This is a genomic window from Gordonia sp. 135 (genome assembly GCF_009720185.1).
Lineage (GTDB): Bacteria > Actinomycetota > Actinomycetes > Mycobacteriales > Mycobacteriaceae > Gordonia > Gordonia alkanivorans.
The window spans coordinates 1,896,422-1,917,389 of the sequence record NZ_CP046257.1 but is presented as its reverse complement, the minus strand read 5'-3'; the positions used below and the strand labels follow the sequence as shown (position 1 = coordinate 1,917,389).

22 protein-coding genes are annotated in these 20,968 nt (G+C 68.6%); 8 read left to right on the top strand and 14 right to left on the bottom strand.

What is annotated here, in order from left to right; all coding sequences use genetic code 11:
- Positions 1-56 precede the first annotated feature (56 nt).
- Entirely contained in the window at positions 57-1,097 is a 1,041-nt protein-coding gene (locus tag GKZ92_RS08795) for an iron-containing redox enzyme family protein (protein WP_006360485.1), read from the top strand.
- A 16-nt stretch (positions 1,098-1,113) separates the two neighbouring features.
- Here the strand turns inward: GKZ92_RS08795 and GKZ92_RS08790 are convergent, their stop codons facing one another.
- The 3 genes from GKZ92_RS08790 to GKZ92_RS08780 are packed head-to-tail and all read right to left on the bottom strand — an operon-like array spanning position 1,114 to position 2,753.
- Positions 1,114-1,356, bottom strand: coding sequence for a CDGSH iron-sulfur domain-containing protein (locus tag GKZ92_RS08790; protein WP_042377586.1), 243 nt, complete (start codon positions 1,354-1,356; stop codon positions 1,114-1,116).
- Positions 1,353-2,126 carry a HemK2/MTQ2 family protein methyltransferase gene (locus tag GKZ92_RS08785; protein ID WP_006360483.1) on the bottom strand — a complete coding sequence of 258 codons (774 nt, stop codon included), beginning with the start codon at positions 2,124-2,126 and terminating at the stop codon, positions 1,353-1,355. Before GKZ92_RS08785 ends, GKZ92_RS08790 begins: the two co-directional genes overlap by 4 nt.
- Positions 2,127-2,162: 36 nt before the next feature.
- Positions 2,163-2,753, bottom strand: coding sequence for a suppressor of fused domain protein (locus GKZ92_RS08780; RefSeq protein WP_035750747.1), 591 nt, complete (start codon positions 2,751-2,753; stop codon positions 2,163-2,165).
- A 58-nt stretch (positions 2,754-2,811) separates the two neighbouring features.
- Here GKZ92_RS08780 and GKZ92_RS08775 point away from each other — a divergent pair, with 58 nt between their 5' ends.
- A complete protein-coding gene (locus GKZ92_RS08775) occupies positions 2,812-3,516 on the top strand; it encodes a metallophosphoesterase family protein (protein ID WP_006360481.1) in 705 nt (234 codons plus the stop codon).
- Positions 3,506-4,363, top strand: coding sequence for a chromosome partitioning protein ParB (locus GKZ92_RS08770; protein WP_155225198.1), 858 nt, complete (start codon positions 3,506-3,508; stop codon positions 4,361-4,363). Before GKZ92_RS08775 ends, GKZ92_RS08770 begins: the two co-directional genes overlap by 11 nt.
- 31 nt (positions 4,364-4,394) lie before the next feature.
- On the opposite strand, the gene GKZ92_RS08765 is transcribed toward GKZ92_RS08770, so the two are convergent.
- The 5 genes from GKZ92_RS08765 to GKZ92_RS08745 all read right to left on the bottom strand — a co-directional run bounded on the left by GKZ92_RS08765 (position 4,395) and on the right by GKZ92_RS08745 (position 9,802).
- A complete protein-coding gene (locus GKZ92_RS08765; protein WP_006360479.1) occupies positions 4,395-5,576 on the bottom strand; it encodes an ABC transporter ATP-binding protein in 1,182 nt (393 codons plus the stop codon).
- Between the two features lie 3 nt (positions 5,577-5,579).
- On the bottom strand, positions 5,580-6,410 hold the full coding sequence (locus GKZ92_RS08760) for a carbohydrate ABC transporter permease (protein ID WP_006360478.1): 831 nt from the start codon (positions 6,408-6,410) through the stop codon (positions 5,580-5,582).
- Between the two features lie 4 nt (positions 6,411-6,414).
- Entirely contained in the window at positions 6,415-7,635 is a 1,221-nt protein-coding gene (locus GKZ92_RS08755; RefSeq protein ID WP_075862880.1) for a carbohydrate ABC transporter permease, read from the bottom strand.
- On the bottom strand, positions 7,632-8,993 hold the full coding sequence (locus tag GKZ92_RS08750) for an extracellular solute-binding protein (RefSeq protein ID WP_075862879.1): 1,362 nt from the start codon (positions 8,991-8,993) through the stop codon (positions 7,632-7,634). Before GKZ92_RS08750 ends, GKZ92_RS08755 begins: the two co-directional genes overlap by 4 nt.
- Before the next feature lie 320 nt (positions 8,994-9,313).
- Positions 9,314-9,802, bottom strand: a complete 489-nt coding sequence (locus GKZ92_RS08745; protein WP_006360475.1) for a general stress protein — start codon at positions 9,800-9,802, stop codon at positions 9,314-9,316.
- 99 nt (positions 9,803-9,901) lie between these two features.
- Here GKZ92_RS08745 and GKZ92_RS08740 point away from each other — a divergent pair, with 99 nt between their 5' ends.
- The 4 genes from GKZ92_RS08740 (at position 9,902) to GKZ92_RS08725 (ending at position 14,526) form a co-directional block, all read left to right on the top strand.
- Positions 9,902-11,215: a magnesium transporter MgtE N-terminal domain-containing protein gene (locus GKZ92_RS08740; protein ID WP_006360474.1), complete on the top strand. Its 1,314-nt coding sequence runs from the start codon at positions 9,902-9,904 to the stop codon at positions 11,213-11,215.
- Entirely contained in the window at positions 11,212-11,736 is a 525-nt protein-coding gene (locus GKZ92_RS08735) for a DUF1003 domain-containing protein (RefSeq protein WP_075862878.1), read from the top strand. Before GKZ92_RS08740 ends, GKZ92_RS08735 begins: the two co-directional genes overlap by 4 nt.
- 450 nt (positions 11,737-12,186) lie before the next feature.
- Complete coding sequence (locus GKZ92_RS08730; RefSeq protein WP_075862877.1) at positions 12,187-13,311, top strand: lytic transglycosylase domain-containing protein; 1,125 nt, start codon at positions 12,187-12,189, stop codon at positions 13,309-13,311.
- 69 nt (positions 13,312-13,380) lie between these two features.
- Positions 13,381-14,526, top strand: coding sequence for an Mrp/NBP35 family ATP-binding protein (locus GKZ92_RS08725; protein WP_006360471.1), 1,146 nt, complete (start codon positions 13,381-13,383; stop codon positions 14,524-14,526).
- Between the two features lie 9 nt (positions 14,527-14,535).
- Here the strand turns inward: GKZ92_RS08725 and tatB are convergent, their stop codons facing one another.
- From tatB to sigE, 4 genes are all read right to left on the bottom strand, one after another.
- Entirely contained in the window at positions 14,536-15,003 is a 468-nt protein-coding gene (gene tatB / locus GKZ92_RS08720; protein ID WP_035750740.1) for a Sec-independent protein translocase protein TatB, read from the bottom strand.
- 16 nt (positions 15,004-15,019) lie between these two features.
- Positions 15,020-16,558: a S1C family serine protease gene (locus tag GKZ92_RS08715; RefSeq protein ID WP_155225197.1), complete on the bottom strand. Its 1,539-nt coding sequence runs from the start codon at positions 16,556-16,558 to the stop codon at positions 15,020-15,022.
- Positions 16,555-17,076: a hypothetical protein gene (locus tag GKZ92_RS08710; protein ID WP_127963363.1), complete on the bottom strand. Its 522-nt coding sequence runs from the start codon at positions 17,074-17,076 to the stop codon at positions 16,555-16,557. The genes GKZ92_RS08715 and GKZ92_RS08710 overlap by 4 nt, the downstream gene beginning before the upstream one ends.
- Before the next feature lie 242 nt (positions 17,077-17,318).
- The gene (gene sigE / locus GKZ92_RS08705) at positions 17,319-17,939 is read right to left on the bottom strand and encodes an RNA polymerase sigma factor SigE (protein WP_155225196.1); all 621 of its coding nucleotides are present in this window, start codon (positions 17,937-17,939) and stop codon (positions 17,319-17,321) included.
- 277 nt (positions 17,940-18,216) lie between these two features.
- On the opposite strand from sigE, the gene GKZ92_RS08700 reads away from it, so the two are divergent.
- Positions 18,217-18,864 carry an O-methyltransferase gene (locus tag GKZ92_RS08700; protein ID WP_006360466.1) on the top strand — a complete coding sequence of 216 codons (648 nt, stop codon included), beginning with the start codon at positions 18,217-18,219 and terminating at the stop codon, positions 18,862-18,864.
- 27 nt (positions 18,865-18,891) lie between these two features.
- On the opposite strand, the gene GKZ92_RS08695 is transcribed toward GKZ92_RS08700, so the two are convergent.
- Together GKZ92_RS08695 and GKZ92_RS08690 are read right to left on the bottom strand one after the other, a co-directional pair.
- Positions 18,892-20,025, bottom strand: coding sequence for a sugar phosphate nucleotidyltransferase (locus tag GKZ92_RS08695; protein ID WP_155225195.1), 1,134 nt, complete (start codon positions 20,023-20,025; stop codon positions 18,892-18,894).
- 45 nt (positions 20,026-20,070) lie between these two features.
- Entirely contained in the window at positions 20,071-20,967 is an 897-nt protein-coding gene (locus GKZ92_RS08690; protein ID WP_006360464.1) for a glycosyltransferase family 2 protein, read from the bottom strand.
- Between the last annotated feature and the right edge of the window lies 1 nt (position 20,968).

Here is a 20,968-nt window from a genome sequence, read left to right as displayed (position 1 = left end):
TCCGGGGAGGATCCGCGCCGTGCCCCGGCCGCGGACCGCGACGAGGAGGAACCCTGGTGTCAGCTGAGGCGATCGCTGCCGATCCGACCACTCCCGGGGTCTTTCGCACCCCGACGCTGCCTCCGGCACGTGGTCCGCTGTCCCAGGCCGTGATCGATCTGCTGAGCAGTGATCCCGAGTCGGCATCGGTCACCGATGTACCCGCGGTGGTGCACGACGCCGATCCGTATGGGGACGACCTCCAGCTGGCCCTGTACATCGCCTACGAGATGCATTACGTCGGTTTCGCCGAGGTGGACGTCGCGTGGGAGTGGCAGCCGGCGTTGCTGTCCCTGCGTGCCGGTCTCGAGCGACGATTCCTCGACGCCCTCCACCGCGACGTACCCGCGGCTGCCGAGAACCAGTCCGTGCAGTCGGAGATGGACGAACTCTGCATCGAGGATCTGGACGGCGACGGCGCGTCGTACTTCCTCCGTGACAACGGGACCTGGGAGCAGTACCGGCAGATGTTCGCCCTGCGATCGCTGTATCACCTCAAGGAGGCCGACCCGCACGCGTGGGCCATCCCACGACTCCGCGGGCAGGCCAAGGCTTCGTTCGTCGCAGTCGAGTTCGACGAGTTCGGCGGCGGCCGCGGCCGCGCGGTCCACCAGGAGCTCTTCGCCGACCTGCTCCGCGCGTCGGACCTGTCCGCCGATTACCTCGGCTACCTCGACACCGTCCCCGCCGCCGCCCTGACGCCGGTGAACCTCATGTCGCTCTTCGGTCTCCACCGTCGCTACCGCGGTGCAGCGGTGGGTCATCTCGCGGCCACCGAGATCACCTCGTCGCCCGGTTCCCAGCGACTCCTCGCCGGACTCGAACGGCTCCACGCGCCCGAGGCGTGCCGGCACTTCTACCGCGAACACGTCGAGGCCGACGCGGTGCACGAGCAGATCCTGCGCACCGACGTCGTCGGCGACCTGGTCCGGCAGGACCCGAGTGCCGAGGCCGACGTGATCTTCGGAATCCGCGCGTTCTTGTTCGTGGAAGACGCGCTCGAGACGCACGTGATGAGTGCGTGGGAACGCGGCGAGAGCGCCTTCCCCGGCGTTTAGGGGAATTCCGAGAGAATCAGTCCGCTGCGCGCCTGCGGCGCTTGCGGTGGCTCGTGTCGCACAGCGGGTAGTTCTTGCTGCGCCCGCACGCGCAGATGGCCACCATGAACCGGTCGGACTGCACGTGACAGCCGTCGGGCAGTTCGATGTCGACCGGTCCTTCGACGAGCACCGGTCCCCCGCGTACCACCCGTACCGCGGTGCGTTCGGCGCCCGCGCCGTTCTCGGTCTGCGCCACGGTGACGTCCTCCAGGGTCATGCCGAATGCTCCGCACCAGCAGTGTGACCCTCTGACCGGCTCCCGTCGACCTTCAGTTCGCCCGGGGCGACGGCAGCGATCCCGACCAGTCGTTCGACGCGGCATCCGCGCTCGAGCAGTCCGCGTTCCTCGAGCCACCCGGCGCGAGCGGTCATGACCGGGCCGAACGGGATGAAGCGTTCCGAGACGACCTCGGCGTGCAGACCGCCGGCCCGAAGACCCCGCAGCGATGCCTCCTCGTCGGCGAACTCGGAGTGCACCAGCAGGAACGTTCCGCCGGGACGCAACAACGTCGGGACGTGCGCGCACAGGAGATCCAGCACGGCCCGTCCGTCGAGGCCCGCGTCCCACGCGTGCGACGGTCCCGCCGGGTGGTACCGGGGATCGTCGACCGGGGGCGTCGGCACGTAGGGCGGATTGCAGGTCACGACGTCGTACTCACCGACGTGGCGCGTCAGATCACCGTGTTCGACGGTGATGGACACCCCTGCCGTCACCGCCGCTCGGCGAGCGTAGGCAACCGCATCGGCGGAGGCGTCGACGGCGGTGACCTCGGCTGCGCCCCGGCGGGCGGCGGCGATCGCTATCGCACCACTACCGGTACACAGGTCGAGGACGCTCTTGCCGTCCACGCCCAGCGAACGCACCATGTCGATGAGTAGTTCGGTGTCCTGCTGTGGCAGATAGACCTCGCCGACCGAAGAGGCGGCGACCCCGGGGGTGGCGAGGGGGGCCCGCGGCGTTGCGGGCGATGCGGATGTCAGCGTCACCAGTGCATCGTTCCCGCGGGCAGCGATCGTGAAACCTCAGCCGGGCGTGGCCGAGGCCCGATTCGGCTCGGTCACGTCGATGTCGGCCTCCCGCCACACGTCGCGAAGAGCGTCGGCGCCCTTGAGCCGCACCCAGGCCGCCTCGTTCGCGGTGATCGGCACCGCCCGGAGCAGACGGACGGGGTCCATCGGGTCGGGCAGCTCGACCTCCCCGAGTTCATCGGCGGACAACAACACCGCGGTGCAGGTGGCACCGTCCCACAGCGGTTCGCCCAGATCGACAAGGGCGTCGGCGTCGAGGATCAGTCCCTCGACCGCCGGCGCGGCCGCCAGCGTCGCCAAGCGCTTGTGCAGGCCCGGGAGCGGCGAGCCCGCGCGCATCCGGACCACGAGTTCGGCCCGCGGCCCTTTCACCGGATCGGCGTGGAGATCGGTCGGGTCCGCCATCGGATGGCGTGCGCAACCGGACGTCACATAGACCAGTTCATCGGGGGCTTCATCGCCGAGCACGAATCGCAGTACATCGATGGGCTCGACGCCGAGGAACGTCACCGACGCCCGCTGTGGTTCGGCGCCCAGCCGATCCCGGAGATGTTTCCCGACGAGGTCGGTCACCGCTTCAGTCACGTCCGACAGGCTACCGAGAAGACTGCGACCGATTTGAGCCCTCGTCTAGCCTGGAGCAATGGTCCGGGTTCTGGCGGTCGCCGACGAGGTGGTGGACTCTCTCACCTACGGCGTCGGAATCGAGGGGCGCCCCGACCTCATCCTCGGCGCCGGCGACCTCCCGTTCGACTATCTCGAGATCCTGTCGTCACTGTGCGACGCACCGTGCGTCTACGTTCCCGGCAACCACGACCGTGAACTGCGGGGCTACCGTCGCGGGCGCACCGGCTGGACCCGCGCGGGCCTCCCCACCGAGGACCCGGGTCCGTGCGGCGGCATCAACGCCGACGGGCGCACGGTGACGGTCGCCGGACTGCGGATCAGCGGACTCGGCGGCAGCCGCTGCTACAACGGCGGGACCAACCAGTACACCGACATCCAGCAGCGTCTGCGATCGATACGCCTGCGCTGCGGGAACATCCTGTCGAAAACGGCCCTGGCGAACCGGGGCGGCACCGACATCCTGCTCACCCACAGCCCCGCACGCGGCGTCGGCGACGGCGACGACACCCCGCATCAGGGTTTCGACTGCTATCACCCGCTCGTCCGCGCATTGCGCCCGACGCTGCTCGTGCACGGGCACGTCCATCCCTACGGCAGCCGCCCGCGCGACCTACCCATCGGCGAGACGACGACGTCGATGAACGTCGTGGGGTTCTGCCAGTTCGACATCGATCCGGCGACCCGGAAGGTGGACATCGTGAGGCGCAGACATGGCGCGTGACACCGGATTCCCCGAGGCCGACGCCGAATACGACTTCGCCCGGCTACGACGCCAGGCCGAACGTGCCCGGCTCGCACAGTGGTTCATGCGGCAGCCGGCGGACGTCAACACCATCCTGCCCTTCGACGAGGTGGTCGCCGCGCTCGGCGCCACGGGCAAGACCGTGATCGGCCTGCAGGTCGTCGAGGTGTCCTCGATCGTCGGAAGCGTCGACCGCACCAAGGATTTCGACCGGTACTTCCGTCCCACCTCGTCGCACATGCGGGAGCGGTGGCAGCGGATCGCCGCCGCCCAGCGTCGCGGCGAGTCGGTGCCGCCGGTACAGCTCTACCGGGTCGGGTCGATGCACTTCGTCATCGACGGCCACCACCGCGTCTCGATCGCCATCGCGCGCAACCTGACCACGATCGACGCCTACGTGACCGAGATCCACACGCGCATCTCACCGGAGGGCATCAACGCACCGTCGGACCTGATCCTCAAGGACCACCGCCGGCTGTTCCTGTCGCGGGTTCCGCTCGAGGGCGCGCAGGCCGAGGCCATCAAGCTGACCGACGCGTTCGACTACGCCGAACTCGCGGAGAACGTGGAGGCGTGGGGTTTTCGGCTCTCCCAGGAGCTCGGCGAGTTCCTGAGTCGCACCGAGGTCGCCCGACGCTGGTTCGGTGAGGAGTTCCTGCCCGTCGTCCGAATGGCCCGCCGGGCCCGCATCCGCGACGACCTGACCAGCGACGCCGAGCTGTACATGTGGGTGGCCTGCGAACGCTATCGCCTGGTGCGCAGGCACGTCTGGGACGAGAAGGTCTTCGACGAACTGCGCGACCACTCCGACCGTAGACGGCGGTAGTGGTCGCGCAGCGACGCGATGCAGACGGAGATCAGCGGCGGCGCAGCGACTCTCCCGAGCTCTGGTCGAAGACCGCCACCTTCGAGGCGTCGTAGAACAGCTCGGCGGTCGAACCGCGGGTGACCTTCGAATCCGGCGACAGGCGGGCGATGAGCTGGCTGCCCCCGAGGTCGGCACCGGAATCGGCGGACAGCTCGGCGAGCGCATCGCTCGACGCCCGGTTCGACCCGTTGCCGATGCTGAAATAGGCGTAGATGTCCGAGCCCATCGACTCGAGGACGTCGATGTTCGCGGTGAACGTCGCACCCTGCCGGCGAGTGGTGTCGTCGACGAGGGAGGCATCCTCGAGGTGCTCTGGGCGGATGCCGATGAGAACCTCGCCGCTGCTTCCGACGTCACCCGCCCGCGAGACCACGGCGCGGTGATCGTCGAGGGCGATCGTGCCGATCGCGGTCTCGATGCCGTCCGTGCCGAGGCGTCCGGACAGGAAGTTCATCGCGGGCGAACCGATGAACCCGGCGACGAACACGTTGGTCGGGTTGTTGTACAGCTCCTGCGGCGTGCCGATCTGCTGGACATGCCCGCCACGCAGCACGACGACGCGGTCGCCGAGGGTCATCGCCTCGGTCTGATCGTGCGTCACGTAGACGGTGGTGGTCCCCAGTCGCTGCTGCAGCTGCGCGATCTCGGTACGCATCTGCACGCGCAGCTTGGCGTCGAGGTTCGACAGCGGCTCGTCCATGAGGAATGCCTTGGGCGAGCGCACGATCGCGCGGCCCATCGCCACACGCTGACGCTGACCGCCGGACAGGTTGGCCGGCTTGCGGTCCAGGTACTGCCCGAGATCGAGGATGCGCGCGGCCTCGTCGACCTTGGCGGCGATCTGATCCTTCGGCAGCTTCTGAAGCGTCAGCGGGAATGCGATGTTGTCGCGCACCGACATGTGCGGGTAGAGCGCGTAGCTCTGGAACACCATCGCGATGTCGCGGTCCTTGGGTGCGCGTTCGTTCACGCGCTCCCCGCCGATCCGCAGCTCGCCGGAGGAGATGTCCTCGAGTCCCGCGATCATGTTGAGCGTCGTCGACTTTCCACATCCCGACGGTCCGACGAGGATGACGAACTCGCCGTCGCCGATCTCGATGTCGACCCCGTGGACCGCGGTGGAGCCGTCCGGGTACTGCTTGGTGACCTTGTCCAGAACGATGTCTGCCATGGGTTATCCCTTCACGGCGCCGGATGTCAGACCGGCCACGATTCGACGTTGGAAGAACAGCACGAAGATGATGATGGGGATGGTGATGACGACCGCGGCGGCCGAGATCGAACCGGTCGGTTCCTCGAACTGCGAGCTGCCGGTGAAGTTCGCGATGGCCACCGGGGCGGTGATCGCTCGTTCGGTCGAGGTCAGCGACAGGGCGAGGAGCAGATCGTTCCAGGCGAAGATGAACACCAGGATCGCGGCGGTCACGACGCCCGGCGCGGCCAGCGGCGCGATCACCTTGCGGAACGCCTGCCAGGGGGTGGCGCCGTCCATCTTGGCCGCCTTCTCCAGCTCCCAGGGGATCTCCCGGAAGAAGGCCGACAGCGTGTAGATCGCCAGCGGCAGCGCGAAGGTGATGTACGGCAGGATCAGGCCCGGCCAGGTGTCGAAGAGTCCCAGTCGACGCTCGATGTTGAACAGTGGTGTCACCAGCGAGATCTGCGGGAACATCGCGATCAGCAGCGCTGCCCCGATGAGGACCTTCTTGCCGGGGAACTCCAGGCGTGCCACGGCGTAGGCGGCCATGGTGCCCAGGATCACCGCGATGAGGGTCGTGATCAGTCCGACGCCGATCGAGTTGATCAGCGCCGAGGTGAAGGCGCTGGTCTCGAAGATGGACTTGTAGTTGTCGAGGGTGAACTCACTCGGGATGAACTTCCCGTCGGTCACGCTCGACGCCGGCTTGAACGACAGGCTGATGATCCACAGCAGCGGGATGAGTGCGTACAGGATCACCAGGATGTTGGCGATCGACCACCACGCCTTGGTTTTTCCGCTCGAATTCACCGGATTACCTCCCCTCGTCGTCGGAACCCGGTGCGGCGGTGCCGAACCCCTTGATGAACACGAACGCGATGATCGCCACGCAGACGAAGATCAGGATCGAGATCGCCGATCCGACGCCCAGATTGAATGCGCCGAACAGATTGTCGTAGCCCAGCATCGACACCGAGTAGGTGTTGTTGGACCCGCTGGTGAGCACGTAGATGTTGTCGAACACGCGGAACGCGTCGAGTGTGCGGAACAGCAGCGCGACGAGGATGGCGGGCTTCATCAGCGGAAGGATGATGCGCCACAGGCGCGTCCACGCACCCGCGCCGTCGACCTGTGCGGCCTTGAGCAGGTCGTCGGGCACCAGGGCCAGACCTGCCAGCAGCAGCAGCGCCATGAACGGCGTGGTCTTCCAGACCTCGGCGAGGACGATGATCGCCAGCGACGGCCACTGCTCGGTGAGTGGCGCGCTGCCGTCGGGCAGCAGGTTCGCCAGGTAACCCGTGCCCGGCGTCCACGCGTAGTACCAGGAGAATGCCGCGGCCACGGTCACGATGCCGTAGGGGATCAGGACCACCGTGCGGATCGTGCCGCGTCCGAAGATGGTGCGGTGCATGACCAGTGCGATGGCCATGCCCAGGACGAGCTCGATGAGCACCGACACGACCGTGATGCCCACGGTGACTCCGAATGCGGTCCACCAGTAGTTGTCGGTCAGCACCGTCGCGTAGTTCGAGAACCACACGAATTCACGCTCGCCGGGCGCCGACAGACTCATCTTGTTCAGCGACAGCCAGACGGCGTAGATGATCGGGTAGCCGGTCACCAGCAGCATCATCAGCGCGGCCGGCGCGACGAGCCAGAACGCGAGTCGCCGCTCGGCGGTCTTGCCCTCACTGCGCTTGCGGGCCTTCGGTGCGGCCTCGGCACGGGGTCGTTCGGCGACCGCGGTGGCGGCGCCCGATGACGGTGCGACGCCGACGGATCCGGGACTCTCCCCCACCGGGTTGGTGTATGTCGACGCCGACGGGTTCGAACCGGAAGATGCCTCGTGGCGGCCTCCGGGAGGAGCCTTCCACAGCTCGTCGGAATGGACCGGAGGGTTGTCACCCACGATCGGTATCGGACCGGTCTGGGCCGGGGCATCGTCGGGCAGCGCGTGACGGCCCGCGCGGAACGTGGACTCGTCCGCGGAGTCGTCCCCGTTCGGCCTGCGCCCGGGTGTGTTGTCGTCGGTCACGGAACCAACCCTTCCCCGTCGATTGCCTTCTGGACGGCCTCGGCGAGTTCGTCCACCAGTGTCTCCGGATCCCACGCCCCGACCGGACTCAGCTTTGCCTGCAGCAGCGTCGAGATCGCCTGGTAGTCAGGTGACTTCGGTCGGACCGCGGCGTGCTCGGGCTGCAGCTGCCGCTTGATCTCCTCCGCCATCGGGTAGGCGAGGCGGAAATCGGCGTCGTCGTAGATGGATTCGATCACCGGCGGCGGACCCGCGTTGAGCGAGAAGCTCTTCTGCGAGGCCTCGCTGGTGATGCACTCGGCGGCCTGCCAGGCCAAGTCCTGCTGCTCGGAGGTGCTGGCGACGGCGATGTTGATGCCACCGAGGGTCGTCTTCGTCGGCAGGCCCTCGAAGCCCGGGTACGGCGCGAAGTCGAAGACCTTCTGCATCTCACGGTTGAGCGGGATCACGTCCCGGTCGGACGGCGGATTCGCGCTGTCGGCGTACAGGTTCGCGTACTTCGTCAGGTCGAGGAACGGCACGGCGCCGGCGACCGCGTTCTCGCGCATACCGGGGAACACGAAGGGCCAGTTGACCTCATAGAGGGCCTTGCCGCTCTCCATGCCCAGGCGGGCCGCCCCCTCGTCGGAGTTGGTCAGCGACGGGTCGGCGCCCGGTGCGGTGGCCACCGCCTTGAGCGTCCGGAGTGCGCGGACCGTGGCGGCGCGATGTTCCGGGGTGTCGTTGAGCGTCACCTGGTCGGGGTTCTCGGGGTCGACGACCTGGCCACCGGCGCTGACGAGCACCGAGTTGAACCAGACCATCAGGCCCTCATATTGCCTGCCCTGCACCATGATGTAGGTCGGTCCGCCGTTGCGGCCGCTGACCAGTGCATCCTCGAGCATCCCGTCCCACGTCGAGGCGGGACGGGAGCGGTCGACCTTGTCCTCCAGGACATCCTTGCGGTACCAGAGCAACTGGGTGTTGGTGGAGAACGGGATCGCGTAGAGGCGTTCGCGCTCATCCTCATCCGTCTTCCACACCGCGGTGTCGAGGGGGCCGCCGAGCGAGCGCGCCGAGACCTCCGCGGCCATCGCGTCGGGCACCGGAACCATCCAGCCCGCGTCGGCGAACTCCGCGGTCCACACCACGTCCATGCCCATCAGGTCGAGCCCGGAGTCGTTGCCCGCGAGGCGACGGGCCAGCTGCAGACGCTGATCGTCGGCGCCCTTGGGCAGCGGGGTCGTGACGACCTTGTAGGCGCCGCCGGAATCGGCCGAGCACTTGTCGCCGATCGCGGCGAAGGTGTCGGCGCCGTCGGCGGGGGGATAGAAATTCAGTACGCCCGCTTCATATCCCGAGCCGCACGCGGACAACACGGGAAGCGCCGCCGCCGCGGCGACGGCCGCCGCGAGGACCTTCCGCCTTACGCGACTTGTGGTTCGAGAACCGGGCGGGCCGCCCTCCGATCGCCGGGAACCCCCCGATCGGCCAGTGCGGCCCGTTCCATCATCAGTGCTGACCCTGCTCCGCACGCAGCCTCCTCGATGTCGTACGCGGCGGACACCCGAGGTGCTCCGCCGTGAGCGTCCGAGGTGCAACGCTATACGGCGCGATTCGTGACATGCAACACATTCGGCATGGGCGTGCCACTCCCCCGCCGATCGTGATCGCCCCGTGTCCCTCTAGGACTCGAGTCTCACATCGTGAGGCGGGCGAGCATGTCGCGCGCTTTCTCTGCACTTTTCGGATCGCACAGGACGTCGTAGCGTCCGGCGACCAGCTGCATCGTCGACGCGAAATCGCGCTGTCCACGGGTCGCCGCGTACGGAATCGTCGCCGAGATCACACCGAAGACCATGCCGCCCACGATGCCGGCGATGATCGGCGCCAGCGGCGAGCCGGTGAAGACCAGCGCGACGAGGCACCCGAAGAAGAAGCCGAGCCAGGCACCGGACACCAGACCGCCGCCGATCACCTTGCCCCACGTGAGGCGTCCGATGACCCGCTCGACCTGCATGAGGTCGACACCCACGATCGTGACGTCCTGGACCGTGAAGTTCTCGTCGGACAGGTAGTCCACCGCACGCTGAGCCTCGGCGTAGGTGCTGTAGGAGCCGATCGGCCAGCCCTTGGGCGGGGTCGGCAGGCCCGGCGTCTCCCGGCTCGGGCGCATGGGATTCGTCATTTTCGGGACCTCCCCTTGTGGAAGTGAATCGACGGGCGTCGCGGCTGATCCACCGTCGCCGACGACGTTCGTCGAACCGTTGGCACTACCCTTACTCCCATGTCGTCGGTGAGCAAGGTGTTCGTGGCCAGATTAGTCGGGTTGGTCGTCCTTGGTCCCGACGGTGAGTCCATCGGGCGGGTCCGTGACGTGGTGATCTCGATCCGATTGTCGGGTCAGCAACCGCGCGCGCTCGGCCTCGCCGTCGAATTGACCACCCGCCGAAGGATTTTCGTTCCGATGCTGCGCGTGACCGGCATCGAGCCGCGCGCGGTGACCCTCAACACCGGAACGGTGAGCCTCCGGAAGCTGCATCTGCGCCCCGGCGAGGCCCTGGCGATCGGCCAGATCCTCGACACGCGGGTTCGCGTGACCGATCCCGACCTCCCGGAACTCGCCGACGCCGATGTGACCGTGGTCGATCTCGGCATCGAACGCACGCGTACCCGGGACTGGGTCGTGTCGCGTGTGGCCGTCCGCGCGGGTCGTCGCGGACTGCGCCGGCGTCACGAGACCCACGTCGTGGAATGGTCCAGCGTCCAGGGCATCACGCAGTCTTCTCTCGACCTCCCGGGACAGGGCGTCGCCCAGGCGCTGATGCAGTTCGAGGGGATGCGTCCGGCGGACGTGGCCAACGCCCTGCGCGAGCTGCCGCCCAAGCGGCGCGGCGAGATCGCCTCCGCGCTCGACGACGAACGGCTCGCCGACGTCCTCCAGGAGCTGCCGTCCGACGACCAGAAGGCGATGCTCACCGCGCTCGGCCGCGACCGGGCGGTCACGATCCTCGAGGAGATGGACCCCGACGACGCCGCCGACCTGCTCGGCGAGCTGCCCGACACCGAGGCCGAGGCCCTGCTCGAGGAGATGGACCCGGAGGAATCCGAACCGGTCCGCCGCCTGCTGTTGCACTCCCCCGACACCGCCGGTGGTGTGATGACCTCCGAGCCGATCATCGTCACCGCGTCGACGACGATCGCCGAGGCACTCGCCCGCGTCCGAAACCCCGACCTCACCCCCGCCGCGGCGAGCATCGTGTTCGTCGTGCGCCCCCCGACGTCGACACCGACCGGCAAGTACCTGGGCTGCGTCCATCTGCAGGCACTCCTGCGGGAACCGCCCGCCCACCTCGTCGGCGGCATCCTGGACACCGACCTCGCCCGGTTGCACCCCGAAGACTCTCTGGAGACGATGACCCGCTACTTCGCGACCTACAACCTCGTCTGCGGCCCGGTGGTCGACGAGGCCGGCCACCTGCTCGGCGCCGTCAGCGTCGACGACCTCCTCGACGAGATCCTGCCGCGCGATTGGCGTGAGACCGAACCCGAGGACATCGACCGGCCGGCCGGCACCAACGCGCAGGTGAGGATCCGATGAGCGAACAGGGCGGGCGCAAACTCGACGTCCCGAGCACGCGGCGCACCATCTCGTTCAATCTCGACTCCGACGTGGTCGGGATGTACAGCGAACGTGTCGCCCGGTTCCTGGGCACCGGGCGGTACCTGCTGATCCAGACCGTCATCGTGATCGTGTGGATCGCGCTGAACCTGGTGGCGGTGACGATCCGGTGGGACCCCTACCCGTTCATCCTGCTCAATCTGGCGTTCTCCACGCAGGCGGCCTACGCCGCCCCGCTGATCCTCCTCGCCCAGAACCGGCAGGAGAACCGCGACCGCGTCGCGCTGGAGGAAGATCGGATGCGGTCGGCCCAGACCAAGGCCGACACCGAGTTCCTCGCGCGCGAGCTGGCCGCGGTCCGCCTGGCCGTCGGCGACACGGTCACGCGCGACTATCTGCGCAAGGAACTCGACGACCTCCTCGACGAGCTGACCGAACGGCTCGCCGCGCGCGCGGCAGACAGCTCGGACGATGCGGACGGCGACGACCGGTTCCACTGAGCGAACCGTCTACCCGGTCCCGTCCAAAGACCGCTCGACATCGCATCGTTATGTCACTCCAGTAACTTCTCTCACATGAGTTTGCCGCTGTAACTTTCCGCATCTCAGCGACGAAGTGAGTGATGTCGAGCAAATGCGGAGTTCGCCATTGGGTCATCAGACCCAATATGTATGGTGGGTCACAGTTCGGCCGGAACCGGATGTCGGTCACACGACACCGACCCGGTCGGGTGTATTCGCTCTCGGCTCCAGGCCGTGTGGCTCGGAGCGGGCAATCACTGCGTCCTCGGGGGCAGACGTGTGGTGTTTTGACAACGGAGTACATGTGATCGTGCAGTCGGGAACGAAGAATCGGATGGCGAGTCATCCGCGGGGACCGGCGGTGGACCGCCGAATGACGGCGGCGGGCCGCCCCGTAAACGGGCGCACAGCACACGACGGTGGCCGTCGGTGAGCCCGCTCAACCTGGTGCGGCGCCGTCGTGGGCCGCAGCGTCCCCTGCACTTCCCCCGCCGGGCCGCGACCATCGTCGTCGGTGGCGCCCTCGTCGGCACCATGGTTTTGGGTACGGCGTCGTCGAGCGCACACGGCGTGCTCGCCGCCGCAACCCCGGAACGATCCGAGGCACCGGTCGTCGTCGCCGACGTCGTGCCGAGTTCACCGGTCACCCTTCTCGGTTTCGCACCTCCGCCGGAGAAGCCGGCCGCCGCACTGCCCGCACCTCAGTTCCGGCTCGCGAACGATCTTCCCTCCGGTCCTCTCGGCATCCCCGGCGTGGTCCTGCAGGCCTACAAACTCGCGGCCAACCGGGTCGGCGCCGAGAGTCCGCAGTGCAAACTGCCCTGGTTTCTCCTCGCCGGTATCGGCCGGATCGAGTCGAACCACGCGAGCAACGGCTCGGTCGACCAGTACGGCACCACGGTCAACACGATCGCCGGTCCCGTCCTCGACGGTTCGCTGGCCGGCAACGCCGTCATCAAGGACACCGACGGTGGCCGCATCGACGGCGACTCCGCACATGACCGCGCCATGGGGCCGATGCAGTTCATCCCCAGCACCTGGGCGTCGTGGGGCTCCGACGCCAACGGCGACGGCAAGGCCGACCCCAACAACGTCTTCGACGCCACCTACTCGGCGGGGCGCTACCTGTGCGCCGGGGTCAGCGACATCATGGGTGAGGGCACCCGCGTCGCCGCGGTCCTGCGGTACAACCGGTCGATGGAGTATGTGGCGAACGTGCTCGGCTGGGCGGGCGCCTACGCCACCGGCGTGATGCCGACCAACCCGATCCCGGAGGCCAAGCGCAAGGCGTCGAGCTCCAAGAGCAAGAGCAAGTCGAGTTCCTCCTCGTCCTCGTCCACGCCGCCGTCGGGACCGTCCTCGTCGTCGCCCTCGGTGCGCAAGCCGGCCCCGCCACCGCAGAACTGCTTCATCGTCTGTCTGCCGACGATCACCCTGCCCGGGCAGGCACCGCCGCCGACCAAGAAGCAGGCACCGATCACCAAGAAGACGCCGCAGCCGCAGTCGCGCGCCGGGGTGCCCGGTCCCGCGACGACACCGGTGCCCGTCCGCTGATCCGTCACCTCGCGGCCGACCCCGGGACCACCACCGGGGTCTGCCGGTGACGCCGGTACGCTGGAGCAGATGACTACAGGAGTTGCGCCCACGGAATCGGCAGTTCGCGCCGCTCTGGGCAAGGTCAAGGATCCGGAGATCGGCAAGCCCATCACCGACATCGGGATGGTCAAGTCGGTCACGATCAACGACGATGCGAGCGTCGACGTCGGGATCTACCTGACGACGTCGGGATGCCCTCTGCGCACCGAGATCACCCAGCGCGTGGAGAAAGCCGTCGCCGATGTCGCCGGTGTCGGCGCGGTCCGCGTCGAACTCGACGTCATGGACGACGAGCAGCGCACCGAGTTGCGCAAGAAGCTGCGCGGGGACAAGGCCGAACCGGTCATCCCCTTCGCCCAGCCCGGGTCCCTGACCCGCGTGTATGCCGTCGCCTCCGGTAAGGGCGGTGTCGGAAAGTCCAGTGTCACGGTCAATCTCGCGACCGCGCTCGCCGAGCGCGGACTCACCGTCGGTGTCCTCGACGCCGACATCTACGGCCATTCCGTCCCACGGATGCTCGGCAGCGACGCCAAGCCCACCCAGGTGGAGCGGATGATCATGCCACCGATGAACCACGGCGTGCGGTTCATCTCCATCGGCCAGTTCACCGACGGCAACACCCCGGTCACCTGGCGCGGGCCGATGCTCCACCGCGCACTGCAACAGTTCCTCGCCGACGTCTACTGGGGCGATCTCGACGTCCTCCTGCTCGACCTGCCGCCGGGCACCGGCGACGTCGCGATCTCCATCGCACAGCTGATCCCCGGTGCGGAGATCCTCGTCGTCACCACCCCGCAGCAGGCCGCCGCCGAGGTCGCCGAGCGCGCCGGTGCGATCGCACTGCAGACCCGCCAGAAGATCCTGGGCGTCGTGGAGAACATGTCCTGGCTCGAGCTGCCCGACGGCACCCGCATGGAACCGTTCGGTTCGGGTGGTGGCGAGAAGGTGGCCGAGCGTCTCACCCGTGCGGTCGGCGCTCCGGTGGAGCTGTTGGGACAGGTGCCGCTGGAGACCGCTCTACGCGAGGGCGGCGACGCCGGGGTCCCGGTGGTGCTGTCGGCCCCCGACTCCCCCGCCGGATCGGCGCTGCGCGCGATCGCCGCGAAGCTCGCCGTGCGCAAGCGCGGACTGGCCGGGATGAGCCTCGGGCTCGATACCGTCCGCCACTCCTGAGAGTTCAGGTCAGGTCGCGTCCCAGTCGGAGACGGCGGGACGGCCACCCGACCGGCGCTGGACCGGCGCGCTGCCCGAGGACGGCTCGGCCGGAGGTGTGTCGGTGTTCTTGTCGAGCGACATCGGCGCCGATACCGGCTTGATCGGCGGCACCGGGGTGGTGCTGCGATCGACGGTCGTGGCGTCCTCACCCAGCCGGAACAGCGAGTCGTCGCCGTCGAGCAGATGCTTGGTGACGATCGAGCGCGGCGTCATCCCCCGCAACTCGTTGAGGTCGGCGAGGGGTTTGCGCAGGTCTTCGAACTCCGGCCCCAGTTCGTCCTTGAGCTGGTTGGTGGCACCGGTCGCGTAGTCGCGGACCTTGCGCAGCGACTGCATCGACCAGGACACCGCGCCGGGGAGCCGTTCGGGTCCGAGGATGACGAGGGCCGCCACGATCAGGATCGCGATCTCACCCCATCCGATACTGCTGAACATCTACCTCGTCCCGGTGTCAGTCGCTCTGCGGCGTGATCGTGCCGTTGAACGTGCGCCCGTCCCGCCAGTACTGGAACGGGACTTCCTCACCGATCTTCGCGGTCCGGACCGCGACATTCAACTCGTCGGCGCTCTCGATGGGCCGTCCGTTGAACGAGGTGACGACGTCGTTCTCGCGGACCCCCGCACGTTCGGCGGGTCCGCCGGACACCACGTTGCGCACCTGCGCGCCCAGGACCCGCTCGTTGCGGACCGAGCTCACGTTGATGCCGATCTGGGCGTGGTTGACCTTGCCGTCGCGGATGAGGGCCTCGACGATGGGCTTGGCCTCGTCGATCGGGATGGCGAAGCCGAGGCCGATGGAACCGCCGCCGGCACCGAGCCGACCTGCGGTGTTGATCCCGACGACCTTGGCCTCGGCGTTGACCAGGGGGCCACCGGAGTTGCCGGGGTTGATGGCGGCGTCGGTCTGGATCGCGTCGATGACCGCATCGGTGTCGGACTCGGCGTCGGGCGTGAGCGCCACCGCACGGTTGGTGGCGCTGACGATGCCGCTCGTCACCGTCCGGTTGAGGCCGAGTGGCGATCCGAAGGCGACGACCTCCTCGCCGATCTGCAGATCGGCGGAGCTACCGAGGACCGAGACGGTGGGATTCTTCACGTTCTCGACCTTGAGCACCGCCAGGTCGGTCTTGGGGTCACGCCCGACGATACGAGCGGCAACCCGCTGACGGTCGAAGAAGATGACCTCGAGCTTCGCCGCCTTGTCGTTCGCGGCCATCGAGATCACATGGTTGTTGGTGAGGATGTACCCCGCTTTGTCGATGACGAAGCCCGAACCGGTCGAGTAGGCCCCGGAGGCGCGTACGTCGATGGCGACGACGGACTTCTCGACGGCCCGCGCCACCTCGGCGATCGATGAGCGCGGTGCCGATCCGTCGCCGGAGTCGTTGGTGGACAGCTCCACCGAATCGGTGGTCAGCGGGGCCGCGACCTCTGCGGTCCAGCGTCCCATCAGGCCGCCGACGAGAGCGATGAGCAGGGCGATGATCGCGAGCGTCGCAAGCGCGCTCCAGCTGATCCGGTTGCCCAGCAACACATCCCGAACACCGAGTTTGGGTCCGGGGTCGGTGGCCGGGGCCGACGACGCGGTCGGCAGCGCCGGGTCGACGAGTCGCGCCGGGCTCTCCGGATCGCGCCAGGGATCATTGCCGGGCGGCTCGTCCTCGGTCTGGCCGTAGGAGGCGAGGGGGTCGCGCTGGAGGGTCTCGTCGGAACCCGGCGGGCGGCCGAAGGCCTCGGCGAGCACCGGGTCCGGATCGGCGACGTGCGGCTGCGGCGCGGAGTGGCTGTTCGGCGTGGTCGCAAAGGAGCCGCGAACTCCCGAGGGCCGGCCGAAGACCTGCGCGGTCGACGGTGACACCGGGGAGTGCCGTGCGCGTCCGGGTGTCAGGCGTTGGGTGTTCGGGGGTTCTTCGCGGCGCGCGAACTGCGCGTCACCACCGGGAGTCGAGGTGTCCTCGCCCTGCGGTCCGGTTCCGTCGGCCACGTTCACCGACCCCGACGGCGAAAGTTGCGACCGCGGCCCGTGTCGCGCATGAGCGGGTTCGCGGGCGGGCGCATCGCGTCGCGGGCGCCGGGAATGCCGTCGGTCGGGGTGTCCGAGCCGAGATCGATCTCGCGGGTCGGGATCTGGGAGAGCGCGCCGAGCAGGGACGCGGGCACCGACACCTGACCGGACTCGCGGAGCCGGGTGCGGGCCAAGGACTGGGCGTCGACGGCTGCCACGCATTCCGGGCAGAGCGCGAGGTGGTGGGCGGCGCGGGCGTGAGCCGACATGCCGAGCTCACCGTCGACGAAGGCGGCGACCGCCTCGGGGGCGAGATGTTCGGTCGGTGCGAAGCGGCGCCCGCCGGCAGTGCCGGGCGCGCGATAGCCGCGGTTGGGCAGGAAGGACGAGGGGGCCGGGGTCCAGGAGTCTGTGCTCCAGGAGGATCGCCGGCGACGAAGATTGGGAGTCGGGGGCTCGACACCGCCGCCCCGGGTCGGACGCCCGCGATCGCCGTCCATCATCGTCGGTCACCCCTCTCCACGACGTGTCCGCCGCAATCCGCTTTCAGCCTTTGCCGAGTCTGTTCGCCACGGTACTCACCGTCGGCGGACCGTGCCGCCACATGTGGCGTGACCGTGCCCGCACGCAACGTCTCAGCTTATCCGAGTCAGACAACGACGCACGTCGACTCGTGGTTCCCCGGCTCCGCGGACGAGTTGTCCGAGGTGAGGCGTCCGACTATCGACCGACGCGGAGCGGCATGTCAGTTGTGCGCCCCGATGGCGACGGAACGGCTGCTGGTGTGCCCCTGGGCGGCGAGGGCGTCGCGGATGCTCTGCCGGCCACGGTGGATGCGGCTGCGGACGGTGCCGAGCTTGACGCCCAGCGTCGCGGCGATCTCTTCGTAGGACAGCCCCTCGATGTCACAGAGGACGACCGCGGCGCGGAAGTCGGGCGCGAGCGAGTCGAGGGCGAGCTGCAGATCGGGATCGAGGTTGGTGGCGTCGAAGATCTGCTGCGGGTCGGGGGTGTCGGCCGGCACGCGGTCGTACTCCTCGGGCAGCGCCTCCATGCGGATCTTGCTGCGGCGGCGGACCATGTCGAGGAACAGGTTGGTGGTGATGCGGTGCAGCCAGCCCTCGAAGGTCCCGGGGCGGTAGTTCGACAGCGATCGGAACACCCGGATGAAGGTCTCCTGGGTGAGGTCCTCGGCGTCGTGCTGGTTTCCCGACAGCCGGTAGGCCAGGCGGTAGACGCGGTCGGCGTGCTCGCGTACCAGTTCGTCCCATGACGGCATCAGCAGTTCGTCGCCGGTGGCGTCGAAACCGGCGGTGCCCGCCGGAACGGCAGGCACGTCGTCGATGGAATCGCGGGAATCGGTCATGGTGGGTGGTCGGTTCCTCTCTCGTGAACACAGCCCGGTGACCCAGAGCACTCACCGTGTGGAACAACGTCGCACCGATCGGGTATTCCCCATTCGGCCGACGTTCACACCGACCTGGAACGGAGATACCGTCAACCGGACGCCCTTACCCTCTCCTACCGGAGTGTGGTCGCCGTATGAGTCGGCTGAGTGTTCCCTGAGGATGTGGAGCGACCCGGATTCGCGCAGGTCGGCGTGCCATGTCCGGGTTGGCCCGACCGGCGGTTAACCTCGACGCGTGACCGAGTCAACCCCGTCCGCCGGCCCCGATCTGATCGCCTACGCCGAGTCGGCGATCGTCGAGGACGATGCCGTCATCGCCGCCCGTGCCCGCGCCGAGGAACTGGGCGCCACGCCCGTGAGCCCTGCGGTCGGTGCGCTGCTCGCGCTTCTGGCCCGTACCGCGGATGCCAAGGCGGTCGCCGAGATCGGGACCGGCACCGGCGTCAGCGGCCTGTGGCTTCTCAACGGCATGGCCGCCGACGGCGTCCTGACCACCATCGACCCCGAGCCCGAACACCACCGCGCCGCGCGGGCGTCGTTCGCCGGGGCCGACATCTCGCCCGGCCGGACACGACTCATCAACGGCACGCCCACCGACGTGCTGCCGCGCCTCTCCGACTCGTCGTACGACCTGGTCTTCATCGACGGCCCGCTGCTGGATCTCCCGCGTTTCGTGACCGAGGCGGTCCGCATGCTGCGCGACGGCGGCGTCGTCGTGGTGCACAACGCGACCGCCGACGGCACGGTGGGCGACCCGTCCCGCACCGACCCGCCCACCGCCGCTGCCCGCGAGGCGGCCCTGCTGATCGCCGACGACGAGCGCCTGCTGCCGGTCGTGATCCCACTCGGGCCCGGCGTGCTGGCCGCCGTCAAGACGCGCTGACCCGGACACGAACCGGGTTCTGGGGCCTCAGACGTCCGTCGAGAAGCGAATTCCGTTGTCGGGGATCTCGATTCCGGGCCACACGCGGGCGCCGCGCAGGAGTTCGCAGCGCGCACCGATGTCCGCGCCGTCGCCGACGACGGTGTCGCGGATCAGTGCCCGCGGGCCGATGCGTGCGCCGAAACCGATGATCGAACGTTCGACGACCGCGCCGGCCTCGATGACCGCGCCGTCGAAGACCACCGCGCCGTCGAGGCGTGCGCGGGGGCCGACCTCGGCACCGCGGCCGACGACGGTGCCGCCGATGAGCAGGGCACCCGGGCCGACGCCCGCACCCTCGTGGACCAGCGACTCACCGCGCCGGTCGCCGAGTGCCGGTGACGGGGCGATGCCGCGAACCAGGTCGGCCGAGCCGCGGACGAAGTCCTCGGGGGTGCCCATGTCGCGCCAGTAGGCGTGGTCGACGTGGGCGTGGACGTGCTTGCCCTCGGTGAGCAGACGCGGGAACACCTCGCGCTCCACCGAGACGGGCACACCGTACGGGATCGATTCGATGATCTCGCGCTTGAAGACGTAGGTGCCGGCGTTGATCTGGTCGGTCGGCGGGTCCTGCGTCTTCTCCAGGAAGGCTGTGACCCGACCGTCGGCGTCGGTCGGCACGCAGCCGAACGCGCGCGGATCGCTGACCCGCACGAGGTGGATGGTCACGTCGGCGTCGGCCTTGCGGTGGCTCTCGATGACGTCGCGGACGTCGGTGCCGCCGAGTACGTCGCCGTTGAAGACGACGATGGTGTCGGCGGTCAGCTCGTCGAGCACGTTGCGGATGCCGCCGCCCGTGCCGAGCGGCTCGTCCTCGGTGACGTAGCGCAGGCTCAGTCCGAGCTTGGAGCCGTCGCCGTAGTACTCGCTGAACGTCTCGGCTTTGAAGGAGGTGCTGAGGACGACGTCGCGGATGCCGGCGGCGTGGATTCGCGACAGCAGGTGGGTGAGGAAGGGCAGGCCCGCGGTGGGCAGCATCGGCTTGGGCGCCGAGAGGGTGAGCGGACGGAGCCGAGTGCCCTTGCCGCCGACGAGGACGACCGCCTGGACGTCCCCGGCGACCGGACCCGATCCCCCGACGGATTCACTCCCCACCGAGTCGCGCACGGTGTACTGATCCACTTGATCGGTCCCTTCTTCGTGATGATTCGGTACTCACTTCAGCACCTATCCGTTGTTTTCGCTCGTCGGGGTGTTCTGAGCCGACAATGCTCGGCGGGCGGCCCGTACTGCGAGGCGGGAGCGCACGGCCAACCCGGCCCGCAGCGCGAGCCGCAGCGGAGCGCGTAGGACGCCGGTGTTGCGGTCGGCCTGGAACCGGTATGCGCTCTCGTGGTGCGCGGGCAGCATCTTCTCCGGGTGCCGGCCCGCGCTGTGGCCCTTGGTGTGCACGATCTCCGCCGAGGGGACGTAGACGTTCTGCCACCCGGCCTTGCCGAGGCGGTCGCCGAGGTCGACGTCCTCCATGTACATGAAGTAGCGCGGGTCGAAACCGCCGACGGCGTCGAAGGCCTTGCGGCGCATCAACAGGCACGAGCCGGAGAGCCAGCCGACGGCCCGTTCCGACGGGGCCTCGTCGTCGGCGCGATAGGCCGCGGTCCACGGGTTGGACTTCCACACCGTGCCGAGGATGGCGTGACCGGTGCCGGAGACGAGGTCCGGGACGCGACGCGCCGACGGGTAGACGGTGCCGTCGGGTTCGCGGATCAGCGGTCCGAGGGACCCGGCACGCGGCCAGCGCTGCGCGGCGGCGAGCAACTCGTCGATCGAGCCGGGCTTCCACTCGACGTCGGGGTTGGCGATGAGCACGAACTCGATGCCGGGATCGAGTTCGGCGACCCCGCGGTTCATCGCACGCCCGTAGCCGAGGTTGCCGCCGGTGCGGACCAGCGTGACGGACTCGTAGTCCTGCTCGGCCTTCTCGGGTGCGCCGTCGTCGGAGCCGTTGTCGGCGATGATGACCTGCGGCATCACGTCGGTCACGGCGTCGAGACTGCGGAGGAATGTCGCGAGGTGATCACCGGAGGAGTAGGTCACCGTGACGACGGCTAGCTGAGCGGGCACC

Bases quoted from the DNA above. Each gene is read 5' to 3' on its own strand.
- GKZ92_RS08790 (WP_042377586.1), bottom strand. From the start codon at position 1,356: ATGACCCTGGAGGACGTCACCGTGGCGCAGACCGAGAACGGCGCGGGC.
- GKZ92_RS08775 (WP_006360481.1), top strand. From the start codon at position 2,812: ATGGTCCGGGTTCTGGCGGTCGCCGACGAGGTGGTGGACTCTCTCACC.
- GKZ92_RS08770 (WP_155225198.1), top strand. From the start codon at position 3,506: ATGGCGCGTGACACCGGATTCCCCGAGGCCGACGCCGAATACGACTTC.
- GKZ92_RS08765 (WP_006360479.1), bottom strand. From the start codon at position 5,576: ATGGCAGACATCGTTCTGGACAAGGTCACCAAGCAGTACCCGGACGGC.
- GKZ92_RS08745 (WP_006360475.1), bottom strand. From the start codon at position 9,802: ATGACGAATCCCATGCGCCCGAGCCGGGAGACGCCGGGCCTGCCGACC.
- GKZ92_RS08740 (WP_006360474.1), top strand. From the start codon at position 9,902: ATGTCGTCGGTGAGCAAGGTGTTCGTGGCCAGATTAGTCGGGTTGGTC.
- GKZ92_RS08735 (WP_075862878.1), top strand. From the start codon at position 11,212: ATGAGCGAACAGGGCGGGCGCAAACTCGACGTCCCGAGCACGCGGCGC.
- GKZ92_RS08725 (WP_006360471.1), top strand. From the start codon at position 13,381: ATGACTACAGGAGTTGCGCCCACGGAATCGGCAGTTCGCGCCGCTCTG.
- tatB (WP_035750740.1), bottom strand. From the start codon at position 15,003: ATGTTCAGCAGTATCGGATGGGGTGAGATCGCGATCCTGATCGTGGCG.
- GKZ92_RS08710 (WP_127963363.1), bottom strand. From the start codon at position 17,076: ATGATGGACGGCGATCGCGGGCGTCCGACCCGGGGCGGCGGTGTCGAG.
- sigE (WP_155225196.1), bottom strand. From the start codon at position 17,939: ATGACCGATTCCCGCGATTCCATCGACGACGTGCCTGCCGTTCCGGCG.